17 protein-coding genes and 1 pseudogene are annotated in these 19,214 nt (G+C 64.4%); all 18 read left to right on the plus strand.

All coding sequences use genetic code 11. The features are described from left to right. Positions 1-10: 10 nt before the first annotated feature. A pseudogene (nuoH, locus tag ACESNG_RS07590) lies at positions 11-1,003 on the plus strand (NADH-quinone oxidoreductase subunit NuoH); the annotation flags it as partial. A 299-nt stretch (positions 1,004-1,302) separates the two neighbouring features. Then, positions 1,303-1,800: an NADH-quinone oxidoreductase subunit I gene (locus tag ACESNG_RS07595; protein WP_373060785.1), complete on the plus strand. Its 498-nt coding sequence runs from the start codon at positions 1,303-1,305 to the stop codon at positions 1,798-1,800. Next, positions 1,797-2,303 carry an NADH-quinone oxidoreductase subunit J gene (locus ACESNG_RS07600; RefSeq protein ID WP_373068427.1) on the plus strand — a complete coding sequence of 169 codons (507 nt, stop codon included), beginning with the start codon at positions 1,797-1,799 and terminating at the stop codon, positions 2,301-2,303. Before ACESNG_RS07595 ends, ACESNG_RS07600 begins: the two co-directional genes overlap by 4 nt. Further along, positions 2,300-2,593: an NADH-quinone oxidoreductase subunit NuoK gene (nuoK, locus tag ACESNG_RS07605; protein ID WP_373060787.1), complete on the plus strand. Its 294-nt coding sequence runs from the start codon at positions 2,300-2,302 to the stop codon at positions 2,591-2,593. The genes ACESNG_RS07600 and nuoK overlap by 4 nt, the downstream gene beginning before the upstream one ends. After that, positions 2,590-4,617: an NADH-quinone oxidoreductase subunit L gene (gene nuoL / locus ACESNG_RS07610; protein WP_373068429.1), complete on the plus strand. Its 2,028-nt coding sequence runs from the start codon at positions 2,590-2,592 to the stop codon at positions 4,615-4,617. The genes nuoK and nuoL overlap by 4 nt, the downstream gene beginning before the upstream one ends. Positions 4,618-4,620: 3 nt before the next feature. Continuing rightward, positions 4,621-6,195 carry a NuoM family protein gene (locus tag ACESNG_RS07615; RefSeq protein WP_373068431.1) on the plus strand — a complete coding sequence of 525 codons (1,575 nt, stop codon included), beginning with the start codon at positions 4,621-4,623 and terminating at the stop codon, positions 6,193-6,195. After that, the gene (locus ACESNG_RS07620; RefSeq protein ID WP_373058180.1) at positions 6,195-7,757 is read left to right on the plus strand and encodes an NADH-quinone oxidoreductase subunit N; all 1,563 of its coding nucleotides are present in this window, start codon (positions 6,195-6,197) and stop codon (positions 7,755-7,757) included. Before ACESNG_RS07615 ends, ACESNG_RS07620 begins: the two co-directional genes overlap by 1 nt. Positions 7,758-7,812: 55 nt before the next feature. Continuing rightward, positions 7,813-9,192 (plus strand): phosphomannomutase/phosphoglucomutase, encoded by a 1,380-nt coding sequence (locus ACESNG_RS07625; protein ID WP_373058178.1) that lies wholly within the window; start codon positions 7,813-7,815, stop codon positions 9,190-9,192. A 21-nt stretch (positions 9,193-9,213) separates the two neighbouring features. After that, positions 9,214-11,742 (plus strand): UPF0182 family protein, encoded by a 2,529-nt coding sequence (locus tag ACESNG_RS07630; RefSeq protein WP_373058176.1) that lies wholly within the window; start codon positions 9,214-9,216, stop codon positions 11,740-11,742. Between the two features lie 134 nt (positions 11,743-11,876). Beyond that, entirely contained in the window at positions 11,877-13,022 is a 1,146-nt protein-coding gene (gene sucC / locus ACESNG_RS07635) for an ADP-forming succinate--CoA ligase subunit beta (RefSeq protein ID WP_373058174.1), read from the plus strand. Continuing rightward, positions 13,019-13,891 carry a succinate--CoA ligase subunit alpha gene (gene sucD, locus ACESNG_RS07640; RefSeq protein WP_373058172.1) on the plus strand — a complete coding sequence of 291 codons (873 nt, stop codon included), beginning with the start codon at positions 13,019-13,021 and terminating at the stop codon, positions 13,889-13,891. The genes sucC and sucD overlap by 4 nt, the downstream gene beginning before the upstream one ends. Positions 13,892-14,071: 180 nt before the next feature. Continuing rightward, a complete protein-coding gene (ndk, locus tag ACESNG_RS07645) occupies positions 14,072-14,497 on the plus strand; it encodes a nucleoside-diphosphate kinase (protein WP_373058170.1) in 426 nt (141 codons plus the stop codon). A gap of 114 nt (positions 14,498-14,611) precedes the next feature. Next, entirely contained in the window at positions 14,612-15,124 is a 513-nt protein-coding gene (locus ACESNG_RS07650) for a DUF177 domain-containing protein (RefSeq protein WP_373058168.1), read from the plus strand. 38 nt (positions 15,125-15,162) lie between these two features. Continuing rightward, a complete protein-coding gene (rpmF, locus tag ACESNG_RS07655; RefSeq protein WP_171224491.1) occupies positions 15,163-15,345 on the plus strand; it encodes a 50S ribosomal protein L32 in 183 nt (60 codons plus the stop codon). A gap of 2 nt (positions 15,346-15,347) precedes the next feature. Next, positions 15,348-16,382 carry a phosphate acyltransferase PlsX gene (plsX, locus tag ACESNG_RS07660; protein WP_373058166.1) on the plus strand — a complete coding sequence of 345 codons (1,035 nt, stop codon included), beginning with the start codon at positions 15,348-15,350 and terminating at the stop codon, positions 16,380-16,382. Then, entirely contained in the window at positions 16,379-17,377 is a 999-nt protein-coding gene (locus tag ACESNG_RS07665; RefSeq protein WP_373058164.1) for a beta-ketoacyl-ACP synthase III, read from the plus strand. Before plsX ends, ACESNG_RS07665 begins: the two co-directional genes overlap by 4 nt. A gap of 35 nt (positions 17,378-17,412) precedes the next feature. Next, the gene (gene fabD, locus ACESNG_RS07670; RefSeq protein WP_373058162.1) at positions 17,413-18,360 is read left to right on the plus strand and encodes an ACP S-malonyltransferase; all 948 of its coding nucleotides are present in this window, start codon (positions 17,413-17,415) and stop codon (positions 18,358-18,360) included. Between the two features lie 31 nt (positions 18,361-18,391). Beyond that, positions 18,392-19,150, plus strand: coding sequence for a 3-oxoacyl-[acyl-carrier-protein] reductase (fabG, locus tag ACESNG_RS07675; protein WP_373058160.1), 759 nt, complete (start codon positions 18,392-18,394; stop codon positions 19,148-19,150). Positions 19,151-19,214 lie beyond the last annotated feature (64 nt).

The raw sequence follows: 19,214 nt of genomic DNA on the forward strand, positions 1-19,214 counted from the left end.
CACGTACGTTCTGGCCAGCGCGATCAAGATCATCGTTCTGTTCGGCTTGTATATGCTCGGCGTCGCGTTCCTGACGCTCGCCGAACGGAAGCTCGCCGCGTGGATCCAGGATAGGCGTGGTCCGAATCGCGCGGGTCCCGGCGGTATCCTGCAGCCCGTCGCCGACGGCATCAAGAACTTCATGAAGGAAGAGACCAATCCGGCGGATGCAGATCGCTGGCTCTTTCTAATTGCGCCCGCGCTGGCCTTCATTCCGGCCATGCTCACGTGGGCGGTGCTGCCGATCGCGTCGTCGCTGCCCACGCCGTGGGGACTGATCGATATGGCGGTCGCGCCGCTGCCGGTGGGATTCCTCTTTACGCTCGCGATTTCGTCGCTTGGCGTGTACGGCATCGTGCTCGCCGGCTGGTCGTCCAACAACAAGTATGCCTTGCTTGGCGGACTCCGGTCGAGCGCGCAGATGATCTCGTACGAGATCGCGATGGGGATGTCGACGATTCCGGTGATTCTTCTCGCCGGCAACGTCTCGTTGACCACCATCGTGCAGCAGCAGTCGCACATGGGCTGGAACGTGCTGTCGCTTACGATCGCGTGGTTCACGTTCCTCGTGGCGGCGTTCGCCGAGACGAACCGTTTGCCCTTCGACTTGCCGGAAGCGGAATCGGAGTTGGTGGCCGGCTACCATACCGAGTACAGCGGCATGAAGTTCTCGATGTTCTTCATCGCGGAGTACGCGAACATGGCGACCGTGAGCGGGCTGACCGCGACACTGTTCTTCGGTGGTTGGGACATCCCATTCACCCAGTGGGACAATGTCGGAGCGTACAGTGTGCTCAAGACGCTGGCCACGATGTCCATGTTTGCCATCAAGACCGGCTTCTTCCTGTTCGTCTTCATGTGGGTGCGGTGGACGGTGCCGCGTTTCCGCTACGACCAGCTCATGTCGCTCGGCTGGAGCGTGATGCTGCCGATCGCGTTGGGCTACATCATCGTCATCGCTGCGGCCACGCTGGGACTCGATATGCTGGGTGTCGCCCGTGGACCCATGTTTTCACTGGCGTTGCTGGGCATGAACATCGTGATCATCGCCGTATTGCTCGCCTGGCTGGACAAGGGCAAGTTGATCAGTCCGTCCAGTGCGCGTGTCGGGCCGACCGATCTCGAGCGCCTCCGCGCGCGCGGATTGGATCTGTCACGTCGCCAGCTAGCCACGCAGCGCCCGTCATGGAGCGCGGCGCTGCCGGCGCCGGCAACCGCGGCGTTGCCTGTCACGACCACGTTGATCGCGAAGGGAGGCGACTGATGGCTATCGGGGTGAAGGTCATGAATCGGCCGCTCGAACGTGTGAGTTACGTGCGCGCGACGTTGAAGGGGATGGCCACGACGCTCAAGCACCTCGTGGACCCCCACAAGGTCACGATGCAGTATCCGGAAACGAAATGGGATCTGTCGCCGCGCTGGCGCGGCACGCATCGCATGCTCACGAAGGAAGACGGCACGGCGAAGTGCGTGGCCTGTGGCTTGTGCCCAACGGTGTGCCCGGCCAATTGCATCAAGCTCACGCCCGGCGAGGACGAACAGGGCAATCGCTATCCGCTCGTGTTCGAGATCGATGAATTCCGCTGCATCTTCTGCGGCTTCTGCCAGGAAGTGTGCCCGGAGGAGGCGATCTTTCTCGGTCGACACTACGAGAACGCAGAGTTCGACCGCGCGTCGTTCGTGTACGACCTCGAGCGCCTCATGGCGCAGACCCATCCGGTGAGTGAACTCTGGGATCCCGCGCACCCGAAGGGCGAATGAACGGCTTCTACGAGTTCCAGTTCTACTTGTTCTCGCTGCTCGCGATCGCGTCGGCGTTGCTGTTCGTCACGCGAAAGAATCCGGTGCCGGCCGCTTTGTGGCTGGTCAACGTGATGTTTGCGCTGGCTGGACTGTACGTGATGCTCGATGCACCGTTCGTCGGCGTGATTCAGGTGCTCGTGTACGCGGGCGCGATCATGGTCGTGTTCGTGTTCGTAGTGATGCTTCTCAACCTCGGACGCAGCGGCATTTCGGATATCCGGTCGTTGGGCTCGCGCCTCGGGGCTGGTGTGGTCGGACTGGCGCTGCTGGCCAATCTGCTGGTGGTGCAGCGGGAGAAGCTTCCGCGCGTTGCGCTGGCGCCGGCGGTCGACAACGTCGTCGAAGACGTCGCCGCTTCGCTGTTCACCGACTATCTCGTGGCGTTCGAATTGACCAGTCTCGTTCTGCTGGTGGCGGTCATCGGCGCCGTCCTTCTCGCCAAGAAGCGGGTGCGATTATGATCTCCGAAGCACTGATCGTCTCGGCGATTCTTTTCGTGATCGGCGTTGTCGGCGTACTGACCCGCCGCAACGCGATCATCCTCTTCATGTGCGCGGAGTTGATGCTCAACGCGGTGAATCTCAGTTTTGTAGCGCTGGCCAAGATGCACAATGTGACGGGTCACGTGTTTGTGGTCATGGTCATGACCGTCGCGGCGGCGGAAGCGGCCGTCGGTCTGGCGATCCTGATCTCGGTGTTCCGACATTTCGGGACGGTGGATCTGTCCTCCCTCCGGACGCTGCGCGGATGATCCCGACCTTGCTTGGCGTGCTCATCCTGCTGCCGATTCTTGGCTTTCTGGCCAATGGATCGATCGCCCTCTTCGGCAAGCGCGCGGACGACAACCGCGCCACGACGGCGCGTCATCCGCTCGTGACACTGATCGGACCGGGGGTCATCCTGGCGGCGTTCGGCGTGGCGATGGCGCTGTTTCTCGATATGCAACGCGCTCCGGAACGGGCGTTACACCTCGTGCGCTACGGACGGTGGATGCCGGTCGGCAATCTGGTCATTGACTGGAGTTTGCAGCTCGACCAGCTCTCCATCCTGATGGTCCTCGTGATCACCGGTGTCGGTGCGCTGATCCATCTGTTTTCGATCGGGTACATGCGCAACGATGCGAGTTACGCACGCTATTTCGCTTACCTCAATCTTTTCGTCGCCTTCATGCTGGTGCTGGTGCTTGGCGCGAGTTACCCGGTGCTCTTCGTGGGCTGGGAAGGCGTCGGGCTCGCGTCGTATCTGCTCATCGGATTCTGGTTCAGCGACAAGGCGAATGCCGAGGCGGGCAAGAAGGCGTTCGTGGTGAACCGCGTCGGCGACTTCGGTTTCCTGGTTGCCATGTTCCTGATCTGGGTCACGACGCAGAAGCTCGACTTCATCGGCGCGCATGCTGCACTTGGTGGCATGGCCGGCACGCCGGTCGTGCTGGCGATAGCGCTCTTCCTGTTCATCGGCTGCGCCGGGAAGAGCGCTCAGCTTCCGTTGTACATCTGGCTGCCCGACGCCATGGCCGGTCCCACACCAGTGTCGGCGCTGATCCATGCGGCGACGATGGTGACCGCCGGTGTGTATCTCGTAGCTCGCGCTGCGCCGATCTTCTCGGGCGCACCGGAAGCATCGCTGGTGATCACGGCCGTTGGGGCGCTCACGGCGCTGTTCGCCGCCACGATCGCGCTCCGCCAGTGGGACATCAAGAAGGTGCTGGCGTACTCCACGGTCTCCCAGCTGGGCTACATGTTCCTGGGCGTGGGCAGCGGAGCATATACCGCCGGTGTGTTTCATCTCGTCACGCATGCCTTCTTCAAGGCCCTGCTGTTTCTCGGCGCCGGTTCGGTGATCCATGCGATGCACCACGCCTACCATCACACGCATCGCGACGATGATCCACAGGATCTGCGCAACATGGGTGGACTGGCCAAGTACATGCCGGCTACGGCGGCGGCGATGACGCTCGCCACGCTGGCGATCGCGGGTATTCCGCCGCTGGCGGGCTTCTTCTCGAAAGACGAGATCCTCGCGTCGGTCTTCGCGCGCGCGCAGGGCAGCCCACTGGCCAATGCTTCGCTCCTCGGTATTCACGGGAGCACCGTGTTGTACGGCGCGTATGCACTCGGCGTACTCACGGCGTTGCTGACCGCCGTCTACATGACGCGGATGCTGTTGCTCGCATTCTACGGGAGCAACCGTACGGGTGAGGCGGAGCAGGAGATGCTGCACGAGGCGCCCGCCATCATGACCGCGCCGGTGCTGGTGCTCGGCGCTCTGACGGTCGTCGGTGGTTGGCTCAACCTGCCAGCGCTCATCCCGCTCGGACCCGTCGGAATGCTCGAGCATTGGCTGGAGCCGGTTGTGGGCAGCAGCGCCACTCGGCTGGCCGGTGCCGGACATCTCGATCATACCACAGAAACGATGCTCGTGGCGGTGGCCACCACCGTCGCCGTGGTCGGCATCGTGATTGCACTGCTTCGCTATCGAAAGCCGATCGCCGACAAGGCGCACTCGCCGGTCGATGCGAGTGTGCTCGCGCGCGCCTACAACGTGGATGGACTGGTGGACGCGATCGTCGTGCGACCGATCTCCGCGTTCGCCAATGTCGTGCTGACCCGCGGCGTCGAAACCGGCGTCGATCGCGCCTTCAGCGCGGGTGGCGCGATGCTATCGCGGACCGCCGCCCTCGTGGGCAGCAAGCTGCAGGATGGAGACGTGGGCAAGTACGCCTGGCTGTTGGCGGCCGGTGCGCTCGCGCTTCTCGCTGCACTCACCCTGAGCTGACTGATGCGCGATTTCCTTCTTTCAATCGGCGCCGCCCAGTGGGTACTGCCGGCTATGCTGCTCTGGCCGATGGCAGCGGCGTTGCTGGTTCGCTTCGGCGGGCGAGACATGTCGCGGAACGAAGACGGCATGGAAGCGCCGAGTGGCGGGCCGGATGCTCGCACGCTCACGCTTGCCGCGCTGTCCATCGAGGCGCTGCTCAGCCTCGCGGTCTGGGCGATCTATGACCCCACGGCCGCGGGTTGGCAGGCGCGCGTCGATCTGCCGTGGCTCACCGACATCGGAGCCACGATCAGTCTCGGTGTGGATGGCTTGTCGCTGCCGATGGTGGTCATGACGGCCCTCGTGCTGCCGCTCGCATTACTTGGTTCCTGGAACAACGTGCGCGTGCGCACACCGGCGTTCGGCGCCCTCGCCCTGATGCTGACCACGGGACTGATCGGTGTGTTCGTGACGCTCGACCTGCTGGCGTTCTATCTGGCGTGGGAGCTCATGCTGATTCCCACCTATTTCCTGATCGGTGTATGGGGCGCGGCGGGGCAGTCGCGCGCCTGTCTGCGCTACGTGCTCTTCACGCTGGTGGGCTCGCTGCTCATGCTCGTGGCGATACTGGCGCTGTGGACGTTGGGAGGTGGTACGTCGTTCCATCTCGATCAGCTCATGGGACTCGCGCTCACGCCGCGCGCCCAGCTCTGGATGTTCGGCGCGTTCTTCCTGGCATTTGCCGTGAAGTCTGCACTGGTGCCGTTCCACACCTGGCTCCCCGACGCGCAGGGGGCCGCGCCGACGTTCGCGGCGGTCACGCTCGGCATCAAGGTCGGCGCCTACGCGATACTGCGCTTTGCCATCCCGCTCTTCCCGGCCGCCGCCATGGAGCCGACGGTGCGGAGTACGATCCTGGTGCTGTCGGTGATCGCCATCGTGTACGGTGCGCTGCTCGCCATGTCTCAGCGCGATATGAAGCGCATGGTGTCGTACAGCTCCATAAGTCACCTCGGATTCATCATGCTCGGCTGCTTCGCGCTGACGCAGCAAGCGATACAGGGGGCGGTGGTCTCAATTGTGAGCAGCGGGATTTCCACGTCGGCGCTCTTTCTGTTGGTTGGGATGCTCGAAGATCGGCGCGGCACGACCGACATGTCCGCCTTCGGCGGGATCGCTCGCGTGGTGCCGATGTTCAGCGTCATGCTGACGCTCGTGATGCTATCCACGATCGGCCTGCCCGGCACGAGCGGCTTCGTCGGTGAATTCCTCGTACTCATCGGCACCTACGCCGAACGCCCCGTGCTCGCGGTGATTGCGACCAGCGGCGTCGTCTTCGCGGCGGCCTACGGATTGGGGGCCCTGCAGCGCATCCTCTTCGAACGGCTCGACACCACCAAGAACGGGTTGCTCACCGATTTCACCGGACGCGAGCGTGTGGTGATGGCGGCGTTCGCCGTCGCGATCATCTACCTCGGTGTTTCGCCGCAGCCGATGCTGCAGCGCATCGAGCGCGCCTCACAGAACATTATCGAGTCGGTGCGCTTCGGTCCGAACGCCGCGCCCTCGTTCCCCAACGTCTCCGTGGTCCGCTGATGGGCGCTACCCTTTCGGCCGGCGCGCTCTTTCGCGCCTTGGCTCCTGAACTCCTGCTCTCCGCCGGCGCGATGGTCTTGCTCCTGGCGACGGTATGGAACCCGCAGAGTAACGACGTCGCGATGGCCGAAGGCGCCGAGAAAACGAGCGCGCTGATCCGCTTCAGCATAGTGCTCTGCCTCCTCGTCGGTCTGATCGTCATGATCGCGTGGGGCGACGGCGTCAACGGTACGCCCGATCAGCGCATTGCCGGCGACGGGTTCCGATGGGGCATCGATCTCGTGATTCTGCTCGGCACGGTGCTCTCGCTCATTCTGCTCGACGCCGAACATCACCGCAGCGCCGCCTTCAGTCCGGAAGTGCCGGTGTTGATGCTGCTCGCGGCGACCGGGATGATGGTGCTGTCGGCTGCGCGCGATCTCATGTTCGTGTTCCTCGGCATCGAACTGATGTCGCTCGCGATCTACGTGCTGGCCGGTGTGAATCGCCGAAGTGCGCGTGGCGCAGAAGCCGCCGTGAAGTACTTTCTCCTCGGCTCGGTGTCGTCGGGTTTCCTCCTGTACGGCATCGCCCTGATTTACGGCGCCACGGGCAGTACGCGATTGGTCGATATCGCGCAGTGGGTGTCGACGCAGCAGACTCTCGGACCGATGTTCATCGTCGGTACCGGTCTGCTGCTCGTCGGCTTCGGCTTCAAGGTTGCGGCGGCACCGTTCCACTTGTGGACGCCTGACGTGTACGACGGCGCCCCATTGCCGATCACGGCGTTCATGTCCGCCTGCGTGAAGACGGCCGCGTTCGCGGTGTTCGCGCGCGTCATGATCGAAGCCATGCCGGGGGCTGCCGCGCGCTGGCACTCGGCGATGTGGTGGCTGGCCGTGGTCACGATGATTGCCGGTAACGTGCTGGCACTCTCCCAAAAGAATCTGGTGCGACTTTTGGCCTATTCCAGCATCGCACATGCCGGCTATCTGCTTGTCTCCATCGTGGTCGCTTCCACGGCCGGCACGACGGCGCTGGTGTTTTACGCGGTGTCCTACACGCTGGCCACGATGGGCGCGTTTGGCGTGTTGATCACGATCAACGGTGGGCGCGACCGTTCGCCCACGCTCGACGATATTGCGGGGCTGTGGCTGGTCCGTCCGTGGCTCGCGGTCTCCATGTCGGTGTTCCTGCTGGCCTTCATGGGTATGCCATTGGTGGGGGGAATGGGCTTTTTCGCCAAATGGTATCTGCTGCAGGCCGCACTCCAGGCCACCACACCGCAGACGATCCTGGCTGTGATCGTGGTACTCAGTAGTGCGGTCTCGGCGGCGTACTATCTGTCCGTGATCTCGGCGATGTTCATGCGCCCGCGCCCGGAAGGTCATCCGGTGCCGACCACGATTCCGATGGCGCAATCGCTCATCACGGTCACGTGCGTGGTGCTGCTCGTGCTGGGCGTCTATCCCACGCCGATGATCGAACTCGCCCGTCGCGCACTTCCCGGCAGCGCCGCGTCCGCGGGGGCGCCGACGTCGAATGGCGCGCCGCGGCTGCAGGCCGCAAGCTTCATTCGTTGAGCGCCCACGCGGTGCGAAGTGCAACCTCGATCCCGACTTTCGTCCATCTCCGATAATGTCCATCAGTCAGACGATCTTCCGTCAGTACGACGTGCGCGGCATCGTGGGTACCGACCTCACCGAGGAAGTGGCGTACGGCCTCGGACGCGGCTACGCGGCATACCTCGACGCGAACGGAATCAAGGGCGCCGTCGCCGTCGGTCGCGACAATCGTCCAAGTGGTGATGCGTTGCGCGATGCACTCGTACGCGGGCTCACCGAGTGCGGCGTCGATGTCGTCGATGTGGGCGTCGTTCCCACGCCGTTGTTGTACTGGACGCTGCATCACGAGCCGGTCGTCGGTGGCATCCAGATCACGGGATCGCACAATCCGCCCGAGTACAACGGTTTCAAGATGTGCGTCGGTACGGGATCGCTGCATGGTGAAGAGATCCAGGTGCTCTACCGCCTCATCGTGAGTGGTGTGTTTCCGTCCGGCAACGGCGCCGTGCGCCATGTGCCGGTCATCGATCGCTACGTCACCGACATCGCGACGCGCGTGGGGCGAATCACCCGACCGGACGGCGCTGTGCTGAAGGTCGTGTACGACTGCGGAAACGGTGCGGCGGCCTTGGTCGCCCCGCAGTTGATGGCAGCGCTCGGGATCGACGGGTTCGGCCTCTTCACCGAGAGCGATGGCACGTTCCCCAATCATCACCCCGATCCCACGGTCCCGGAGAATCTCGAGGATTGCATCTCGGCCGTGAAGGCGAGCGGCGCCGAAATCGGCGTCGCGTTCGACGGTGATGCCGATCGCATCGGCGTGGTGGATCGCGACGGGCGTATCATCTGGGGCGATCACATTCTCATCCTGTATGCGCGCGATGTGCTCGCACGCACGGGAGCCGGTCAGCCGATCATTTTCGATGTGAAGTGCTCGCAGGCGCTGATGGACGGCATTGAAAAGGCAGGCGGCGTACCGGTGATGTGGAAGACGGGGCATTCCCTCATCAAGGACAAGATGAAGGAGATGCACGCGCCGATCGCCGGGGAGATGTCGGGGCACATGTTCTTCACGGAAAGCTTCTACGGGCACGACGACGCCTTGTACGCGGCGGCGCGACTGCTGCGCATCATTGCCGATTCCGGGAAGCGCATCGACGAGTTGCTCGCCGACGTGCCGCCCTTCGTATCCACTCCCGAGTTACGTATCGATACCGATGAGGTGTCGAAGTTCGCCATCGTTGCCCGCGCCGCCGAGCACTTCAAGGCCACGCACGATGTGATCGATGTGGATGGCGTGCGTGTGCTGTTTGGAGATGGATGGGGACTGCTGCGCGCGTCGAACACCCAGCCGGTGATCGTCGCCCGCTTCGAAGCCACTTCGGCCGAGCGCCTGGCGGAGATTCGGGGGCTGATGGAAGGCTGGCTGCACACCCAGGGCGTTTCGCTCTGATCGCGCGAAGGAATCGCTGAGATGGGCGCACGTGGCGGGCTGATTCTTGGTCTGGCGATCGCGGCCGCATTGCTCCTGCTGGGGCGCGCGGTGACGGCGCTGCTTGTCGATCACGCGTGGTTCACGGCGATGGGCCAGCCGGCGCTCTTCTGGGAGCAGGTCATCGACACGGCGATCCTGCAAGGTGGCGCATGGGGACTCGGCGCGCTCTTCGCCTTCGCCAACTTGCATGCCGTGCGCCGCACGATCGTGGCGGTCGCCGTGCCGTCTCGCGTGGCCAATCTCGAGCTGGTCGCGATGATTTCCGGGCAACGGCTCTTCGCGGTCACCGTGGTGCTGGCGCTCGTCTTTGGAGGAGTGCTCGCGATTCCGCTCACCAACTGGGTGGATCTCGCGCTGCTGCGGCATGGGTTGCCGTTCGGAGAGATCGAAGGCGTGCTCGGGCGTGATCTCGGCTTCTACCTCTACTGGCTGCCGGTTGAGGAGACGCTGTATCTCTGGTGTCTGGTGAGCGTGGTGTCGATGACGGCGCTGGTCGTCGTGCTCTACGCGCTCACGCGCTCTCTGCGCATGGAGGGCCGCCGCGTTGCGGCGTCCACGCATGTGCGCCGACACCTCAGTGCCCTCGGCGCCCTCGTCCTCTTGCTGCTGGCCTGGAGTTACCGCCTCGACGCGTTCGACCTGTTACGACAGGGCAGTGGGCCGGATGGCCTGTTCCTCAAGGTCGATCATCGCGTTACGCTGCGCATGGATTATCTGTTGTCGTTCGGCAGTGCGCTCGCCGCCTTGGTGGTCTTTCGAACCGGCTGGGTCGGTCAGTTACGCGCGGCTTTTCTCGCGCTCACCGTGATTCTCGTCGCGGCTCTGGCGTTGCGGCATGCCGCTCCGGTGGTGCTCGCCCGCACGAGCCTCCTCGGCGAGCCTGCGACACGCGATCTCGATTACATGGCGTCCCGAGCGCTGTACAGCCGACGCGCCTTCGATGTGGAAGGCGTACGCGCCGTGCATCGTGACAGCAGCGCCGCCTCGCTCACCCGGCTCGAGCGTGCCGCTTTGCCGTCGCGCCTCAGCCTCTGGGATCGCGGCACGCTCGCGGCCTCCATGCCGGCCAGCCGCACGCCCGTGAACGAGAAGCGCGACGAGACGCCTCCCGGCCAGCCACTGATCGACGTGTCGCCCATCGGCTGGACAATCGTCGGCGACCGCACAACAGCGCTGGTCATCCGCCGACCCGTCGGAAGTGCAGAAGGTTGGTTGCTTTCGGTGGTCGACGTCACACGGCCGACAGTGCGCGACAGCCAGATCCAGTTGGCACCGACGTCTGACGATTATACCGGCGACGAGCCGCTGGTCGGCCCGGGGTTGCGCGGCGTACGCCTGATCGATGCCGAGCGTGCCCGCGGTGTTCTTGGCGTCTCGCTGACGTCGCTACGTGCGCGCATAGCGCATGCATGGGCACTCCGCGATCTCTCCCTGCTCGACGCGGACACGACGGCAGTCGAACCACTGCTGGTGACGCACCGCGATGTGCGCGAACGGGTGGAATTACTCGCGCCGATCTTCGTGCAGGGCAACGACGTGCTTCCGCTGGTGCACGACGGTCGATTGTACTGGACGCTGCAGCTGTACAGCGCATCCGATCGCTATCCGCTCAGTCAACAATGGCAGCTGGCCACGGGCGTCTACAGCTACTTCCGGCTTGCCGCTACCGCCGTTGTCGAGGCGTCCAGTGGTCGTGTACGACTCGTGGCCGCGCCGCGGCCCGACGCGCCGACGCGCACGTGGATGATGCGCCTGCCGACGTTGTTCGCAGCAGCGGGCGAGTTGCCGTTGCAGCTCGTGTCGCAGCTGCCGCCGGCGAACGAAAGCGCCGTGGCACAGATCAAGACGTTCGCCCGGTATGGTTCGCGTCTCGAGGGCTCGGTCGTCCGGCAATTGCCGGACAGCGCGCTGGTCGGCGGCGCACCACCGCCGCACTGGATCGGGAACGACCGCGAGCGGCTGTTGGCCTGGAGCGTGCCGCTGCTCGACGGTGGTGATCAGATCGGCGGTATCATGACGGTGAGCGGTGGCCTCCTCCGCCAAACATGGTGGGACTCCACCACGGTTCCGCGTCAGCGTTGGCGTACGGTGACCGCGCGGCTGCAGTCGGCCCTCGATAGCGCACGAGGGACGATCACCGACGGCTCTCGGCGCAACCCGCGCATCCACGCCGGACGGGTGTCGACGCTGATGACCGCGACCGGACCGCTGCTGGTCCAGCCGCTCCTGTCGAATGGCGTTGAAGGCAGCACCAGCATCGCGCGTGTCGCGGCGTCGGACGGCATCCGAATGGGAGTCGGGACCACGTTGGTCGAAGCATTGGGGCAGATGGGCGAGGTCCCCGTGCCGTCGGCCCGCGTGGCAGGCTCAGTTGGGGAGGGCCTGTCGTCGGATGTCGCCCGACGCTGGTATGCCGCGATGCGTGACGCCCTGCGGCGTGGCGAATGGGCGAAGTTCGGTGCAGCGTTTGATAGCTTGGGCCGTGTTTTGGAACGACCGCCGCAATGAACGCGGCCGTGTCTGGCATCGCCGGTTCACGGTGCCGGACACGTACAGGCGCGCTTTGCATGACAGGCGGGTTGCTGTCGTCGGGCACGACTATCCAGCATTGAACCGATGACATTCCTCGATTTGGAGAACGCGTGAATTTACACGAGTATCAGGCGAAAGAGCTGTTGCGGGCGGCCGGTGTGCCGATCCCGCCCGGCGAGATCGCCACGACGCCAGAACAGGCGGAAGCCATTGCCCAGCGCTACGGCGCTGCCGTGATGGTGAAGGCGCAGGTGCATGCTGGCGGACGCGGCAAGGCCGGCGGCGTGAAGTTCTGCCCGACGCCTGAAGCGGCCAAGGAGAAGGCGACTGCCATCCTCGGCATGACGATCAAGGATCTCACGGTGGAGAAGGTGCTCGTCACCGTCGCGGCCGATATCGGCTCTGAAGCGTACGTCGGCATCATCGTCGATCGTGCGACCAAGAAGCCAGTGTTCATGGTGAGTGCAGCCGGCGGCATCGACATCGAAGAAGTCGCGGCCAATACACCGGAGCTGATCCTGTATCACCCGGTCGACACGCGGTATGGGCTGCTGTCGTTCGAAGCGATGCGCATGGGCTTCTTCCTGTTCAAGGACGTCAAGCTCGCGCGTCAGGCCGCGAAGATCATGCAGCAGCTGTACACGGCGTTCATGAATGCCGGCTGTTCGCTGGCTGAAATCAATCCGTTGGTGCTCACCCCCACGGGTGAACTGATCGCGGTCGACGGCAAGATGGTCATCGACGACAACGAACTCGATCGCCGCCCCGATATCGCCGCGCTGCGCGATGAGTCGTCGGAAGCACCGAGCGAAGTCGACGCGCGAAATTCGAACCTGACGTTCATCAAGCTCGATGGAAACGTCGGCTGCGTCGTGAACGGCGCTGGCCTCGCCATGGCCACCATGGATCTCGTGAAGTACTACGGGGGCGATCCGGCCAACTTCCTCGACATTGGCGGCTCGTCGAATCCGGAGAAGGTCGTGAACGCATTGCGCATCATTACCTCCGATCCGAACGTGAAGTGCATTCTGTTCAACATCTTCGGCGGCATTACGCGCACCGATGACGTGGCCAATGGTATCGTCACCGCGACCAAGGCGAATCCGCTCAAGGTGCCTATCGTGATCCGTCTCACCGGCACCAACGAGGAGATTGCCGTGAAGATTCTGCAGGACAACGGCTTCTCGGCGTCGAACGACATGGATGCGGCCGTACAACGTGCCGTCGAACTCGCCACGAAAGGAGGTGTTGCGTGAGCATTTTCATCGACAACGCGACCAAGCTCATCGTGCAGGGCATCACGGGTCGCGACGGCTCGTTCCATACCAAGCAGATGATGGAGTACGGCACGCAGGTTGTGGCCGGCGTGACGCCGGGGAAGGGCGGCCAGACGTTCGAAGGCACCGTACCCATTTTCGACACCGTGTACGACGCGGTGCAGGCTACGGGCGCAAATACGTCCGTGATCTACGTGCCGCCCATGTTCGCGGCCGATGCGATGATGGAAGCGGCGGCGGCGGGCGTGAAGCTCATCGTCTGCATCACCGAAGGCGTGCCCGTGTTGGACATGACCAAGGTGTACCCGTATGTGAAGGAACATGGCGCGCGTCTGATCGGCCCGAACTGTCCGGGGCTCATCACGCCCGGCCAGTCGAAGGTCGGCATCATTCCGGGCCGTATCTGCATGCCCGGGAACGTCGGTGTCGTCAGCCGCTCCGGCACGCTCACCTACGAGATCGTCAACCAGCTCACCATGGCCGGCATCGGCCAGAGCTCGTGCGTCGGCATCGGTGGTGATCCGATCAACGGGACGAACTTCATCGATTGCCTCGCGGCCTTCGAGGCGGATCCGCAGACGAAGGCCATCGCGATGATGGGCGAGATCGGCGGAACCGACGAGCAGGAAGCGGCGGCGTTCATCAAATCGCATATGAAGAAGCCGGTCGTCGGCTTCATCGCCGGTCAGACCGCTCCGCCGGGCCGCCGCATGGGCCACGCCGGTGCGATCATCTCCGGCTCGGAGGGCACGGCCGCCGAGAAGATCGAGTCGTTCCTGGCTGCCGGAATGGGCGTCGCTCAGCGTCCGGTGGATTTCGTCGACCTGATCAAGGCGCGTCTCGCGTAACCGCGCGGTTGCGCGGGTAGCCAAGCGGGGCGGATCACGATAACGGTGATCCGCCCCGCTTTCTTCGGCGTGTTGCGTGAGCGTGAGCCTTTGCGGGATCTCCGAAGCCATTATCTTCCGCGCGCCGGGGGTGTAAACGCACTCCAGATGCTCAACCGCAAATTGATCGGATTCTGACTCATGGCTGGTCGTCGCACTCTTACCATCGTCAAGCCGGACGCCTTCGCCAATGGCAAGGCCGGCCTTATCATCGCGCTGCTCGAGAAGTCGGGCTTCACCGTTCAGGCGGCGCGCGTCATGCACCTCACTACCGCGCAGGCGGGTGAGTTCTATGGTGTTCATCGCGAGCGTGGGTTCTTCGGCGAGCTTGTCGAATTCATGACGAGCGGCCCCTGCATGCCGCTCGTACTCGAGCGCGACGACGCGGTGGCCACGCTGCGGACCGTGATCGGCGCCACCGACCCGGCCGACGCCGCCGAGGGCACGGTGCGGAAGTTGTATGCCGAGTCGAAGGGACGGAACGCGATTCACGCGTCCGATTCCGACGAGAATGCGGCGATCGAAGCGACGTTCTTCTTCGCTGGCACGGACGTCCTCGCCAGCTGAGCGGCGGGATCGGCTAACTCTCGGTCGGTGCGCTACTTGGACGTGCCGACTGGAGCCGAGAAAGGGAGCGGGAGCCCTTGTGTCTGAGGGGCTCCCGCTCTACGTTACACGGCTATGCTGTGCTTTGACATCCGGAGTCTGGAAGCCCGCGCCGAGAGCGTGGACGGAGTGCTGGACACGTCGGATCCGGTGTGGGAGGCGGACGACACGCGCCCGGCTGGTGCCGGTGTGTACGTGACTGGCCGACTCTCGGCAGCAGGTCACGGCCGCTTTTATTTCAGCGGCCGGCTGGAAGGAGCGGCGTTCACGGACTGCAGGCGTTGCCTGTGCGAAGTGACGGTCGCTGTATCGGAAGACGTTCATATGCTGTTCGCGGAGTCGGCTCTCGACGACGCAGACGAACATGACGGATTCCCGATCCCCGCTGGGGCGCGAGAGCTCGATCTCCGTCCGGCCGTGCGTGAGGAATGGCTCCTGGCCGTTCCGGCCTTCGCGCTCTGCCGAGAAGATTGCCAAGGCTTCTGCGTAACCTGTGGTGCCGATCGCAATACGGGAGCATGCACCTGTGCCCCCTCAACTGATCCCCGTTGGGCCGGACTGCGCGATCTGCGTGGTTCCGACGCCTAAACGGTTCTTCTCGTCTCGAACGTTCAGGTCAGAGTCCCATGGCCGTACCGAAGCGCCGCACATCTAAGCGGCGGAAGCGCGCTCGCAACACCCATAAGGTCGCGCCCGCCATCGTCATTCAGTCGTGCCCGCAGTGCGGCACGATGAAGCGCCCGCACCGCGTGTGCAACGAGTGTGGGTTTTATGCGGGTGAGCAGCGGGTAACTGCGCAGGAAGCGTAAGTTTGGCGCGCATTGCCGTGGATGCCATGGGGGGTGACCTTGCCCCCCGGGCCCCCATCGCCGGCGCACTCCAAGCGCTTGGAGCGCTGCCCCCGCAGCATCACATCGAACTCGTAGGACAGACCTCGGTCATCGAGGCCGAACTCGACACGCTGCTGTGCGGCGATTTCGCGTCGCTGGCGCGCGTCCGTGATCGACTGTCGATCGTCGAGGCGCCGGACGTTATCGCCATGACCGACAAGCCGACCGTGGCCCTCAGGGGCAAAACCAACAGCTCCATGGTCGTCGGTATCAAGCGCGTGGCCAATGGGCACGCGCACGGTTTCGTCTCCGCCGGCAACACCGGCGCGCAGATGGCCGCGTCGCTCGTGCACCTCAAACTGCACGCCGGCCTCACACGTCCCGCCATCGGCACCATCTTCCCGACCGCGAAAGACCCCATCCTGGTGCTCGATTCCGGCGCCAACATGGACTGTTCGCCGGAGGAACTGGTACAGTTCGCGCGCATCGGCACCGTCTACGCCCGGGCCCTGCTTGGACGCCACAACCCGGCGGTCGGCCTCCTCTCCGTCGGTGAAGAGGCCGAGAAGGGCAACGCGGCGGTTAAAGATGCGCATCAGCGGCTCCTCGCGTCGGGACTCAACTTCCTCGGTAACGTCGAGGGACGCGACATTCCCAACGGCAGGTGCGATCGGGGCGTGATCGACGTCGTGGTCTGTGATGGGTTCACCGGTAACGTGCTGCTCAAGTTCTACGAAAGCATCGGACCCATGCTGATCGGGATGGTCTCCAAGGTCGCCGGGCTCGATGCTCGCGCCATCGCCCGCTCGCTCACACAGCTCGATGTCGATGAACAGGGCGGGGCACCGTTGCTCGGCGTCCGGGGCGTGAGCATCATTTCGCACGGCAAGAGTTCGCCGCGCGCCATGGAGAACGCTATTATGGTAGCGCTGCGCGCGTACGAGTCCGGCATGACCGACGAGATCGGTCGTCGGCTCTCGGAGTCCATGCCAACCACGTCCGGAAACGCCGCATGAAGCGTCCGATCGCCTACATCGCCGGCACGGGTCACGCCGTGCCGAAAAACATCATGACCAACGCGGACATTACAGCGTTGGGGCTCGAAACGAATGATGAGTGGATCGTCGATCGCACCGGCATCAAGCAGCGTCATATCGCGAAGGACGGCGAGACGCTCACGTCGCTCTCGGCCGAAGCCTCGCGCATCGCCATGGCCCGCGCCGGCGTGCAGCCGGGCGAGATCGACGTCATCGTTCTCGGTACCGCGACACCCGATCACCTGCTCCCTGCTACGGCGGTGGAGATTCAGACGGCTCTCGGATGCACCCGTGCCGCGGCCTTCGATATTTCGGCTGCCTGCTCGGGGTGGCTGTACGGCGCCATCATGGGCGAGTCGCTCATCGCGAGTGGTTCGGCCGACACGGTGCTCGTGATCGGCGCCGAGAAGCTCAGCACGATCGTGGATTGGACCGATCGCAATACCTGCATTCTGTTCGCGGATGGCGCCGGTGCGACCGTGTTGCGCCGGAACAAGGAAAAGGGCGGCACCAAAGGCGTGCTCTCGTCGTTCATGCGCTCCGATGGCGCGCTGGCCGAACTGCTCTGGCGTCCGGCCGGTGGTGGCGTGGAGCCGTTTTCGCCCGAAGTGTTCGAACAGAAGCGCCACTACGTACGCATGGCTGGTCGCGAAGTGTTCAAGCACGCGGTGCGCTCCATGGCGGAAGCCACCGATCGTGCGCTCGATAGTGCGCGTCTCACCGCGGCTGACGTCGATCTGCTCATTCCGCATCAAGCCAACGTGCGGATCATCGAGGCCACGGCCAAGCATGCTGGCATCTCGATGGACAAAGTGTTCGTGAACGTCGATCGCTTCGGCAACACCTCGGCGGCCTCGATCCCCATCGCGCTCGACGATGCGATCGAGAAAGGGCGCGTGAAGGAGGGATCGATCGTGCTGTTCGTCGCCTTCGGCGCCGGCTTCACGTGGGGATCGCTGGTCGCTCGCTTCTGATCGACAGCCACTCCGAACCAGATATCCGGAACGACATGGAATACGTGCTGCTGCTGCCAGGTCAGGGGTCGCAGAAGGTGGGAATGGGCAAGGATCTCTTCGAGGCCTTTCCCACCGCTCGCGAGGTGTTTCTCGCCGTCGACGAGGCCGTCGGTGCATCGATCTCGACCATCGCATTCGAAGGGCCGTCCGACGAGCTCACCCGCACGCTGAACGCGCAGCCGGCGCTGCTGGCGCACAGCGCCGCGGTTTGGGCCGTCGTGCAGAACGCGATCGGACCGCAGGTGCGCGCCGCCGCCGGCCACTCGCTCGGTGAGTTTTCGGCCTATCACGTGGCCGGGGCAATCGACCTCGCAGCAGCCGCCCGAATCGTGCGCCGTCGCGGGACGCTGATGTACGAGCAGGGCGAGGCCTATCCCGGCGCGATGACCGCGATCCTAGGCGTGCTCACGTCATCGATCGACGACATTTGCACACAGGCCACGGCCGAGCGTGGGCTCGTCGTGCCGGCCAACTACAACAGCGATCAGCAGGTAGTGATTTCCGGTGAAGTAGCTGGTGTTGAGCGGGCCATGGAGCTGGCCAAGGCTGCGGGCGCCCAACGCTGTCTCTCGCTGCCGGTCAGTGGTGCGTTCCACTCGCCGCTCATGGAACCGGCAGTGGCGGGCCTCAGGAAAGCCCTGCGCGAGGAAGCATGGAGCGATCCGCGCGTGCCCGTGGTGGCCAATGTCAATGCCGCGCCGGTCTCGTCGGCTAGCGTGGCGTGCGATCTGCTCGTGCAGCAGCTCACGGCGCCAGTGCGGTGGACCCGCGTGAGCCGGTTGCTGGTCGAGCAGTACCCCGATGCAACCTTCGTCGAGATCGGCTGCGGCGCCGTGTTGACCGGCCTGTTGCGACGCCTCGCGCCGTCGGTGAAGACTCTTTCGTGCGGGACCGTCGCTGAGGTCGAGAAGTTGCTCGCTCTCGTTGGCGTTCTCGCGTGACGTGGACGACCTCGAATCCTAAGACTGCCTCATGAGCGGACTTCGCATCGACCTGACGGGTCGCGTGGCGCTGGTGACCGGCTCCACCCGCGGTATTGGACGCGCCATCGCCGGTACCTTGGCGGCGGCCGGCGCACGCGTGGCCGTGACCGGGCGCGACCAGGCGCGCGCTGATGCCGCGGCGCAGGAGATCGCCGCGCAGACGGGCGTCGAGACGCGGGGCTACGCGGCCGACGTCTCCGAGACGGCGCAGGCCATCGCCCTGGTCGAGGCCGTCGAAAAGGATTTCGGTCAGCTGGATATTCTGGTCAACAACGCCGGCCTGACCCGTGACAACCTGCTGATTCGCCTCAAGGATGACGACTGGGACGCCGTCATCAATGCGAACCTGCGCGGGGCATTCGCGACCTGTCGCGCCGCGTCGCGGGGCATGATGAAGCGCCGCTACGGCCGCATCATCAACGTGGCCAGTGTGGTCGGGCTCATCGGCAATAAGGGGCAGGCGAACTACGCCGCCAGCAAGGCGGGTCTGATCGGCATGACCAAGTCGATCGCCAAGGAGCTCGCGTCGCGGAACATTCTCGCCAATGTCGTGGCTCCCGGCTTCATCGATACCGACATGACGGCGGCGATGACACCGGAGGCGCGTTCTTCCCTCAGTGCGGGGATTCCGCTCGGGCGCCTCGGGCGCGCCGAGGACATCGCGAGCATGGTGACTGTGCTCGCTTCTGACTTGACCAGTTATGTGACCGGTCAGGTGTTCGTGGTGGACGGCGGAATGGTCATGTAGTTCGCCGGCCCGAGCTGGCGGACTTTGCGGTTCTTGCCGTCAAGCCCTCCCAGCGACGCCCTCG

Source organism: Gemmatimonas sp. (assembly GCF_041689975.1).
Lineage (GTDB): Bacteria > Gemmatimonadota > Gemmatimonadetes > Gemmatimonadales > Gemmatimonadaceae > Gemmatimonas.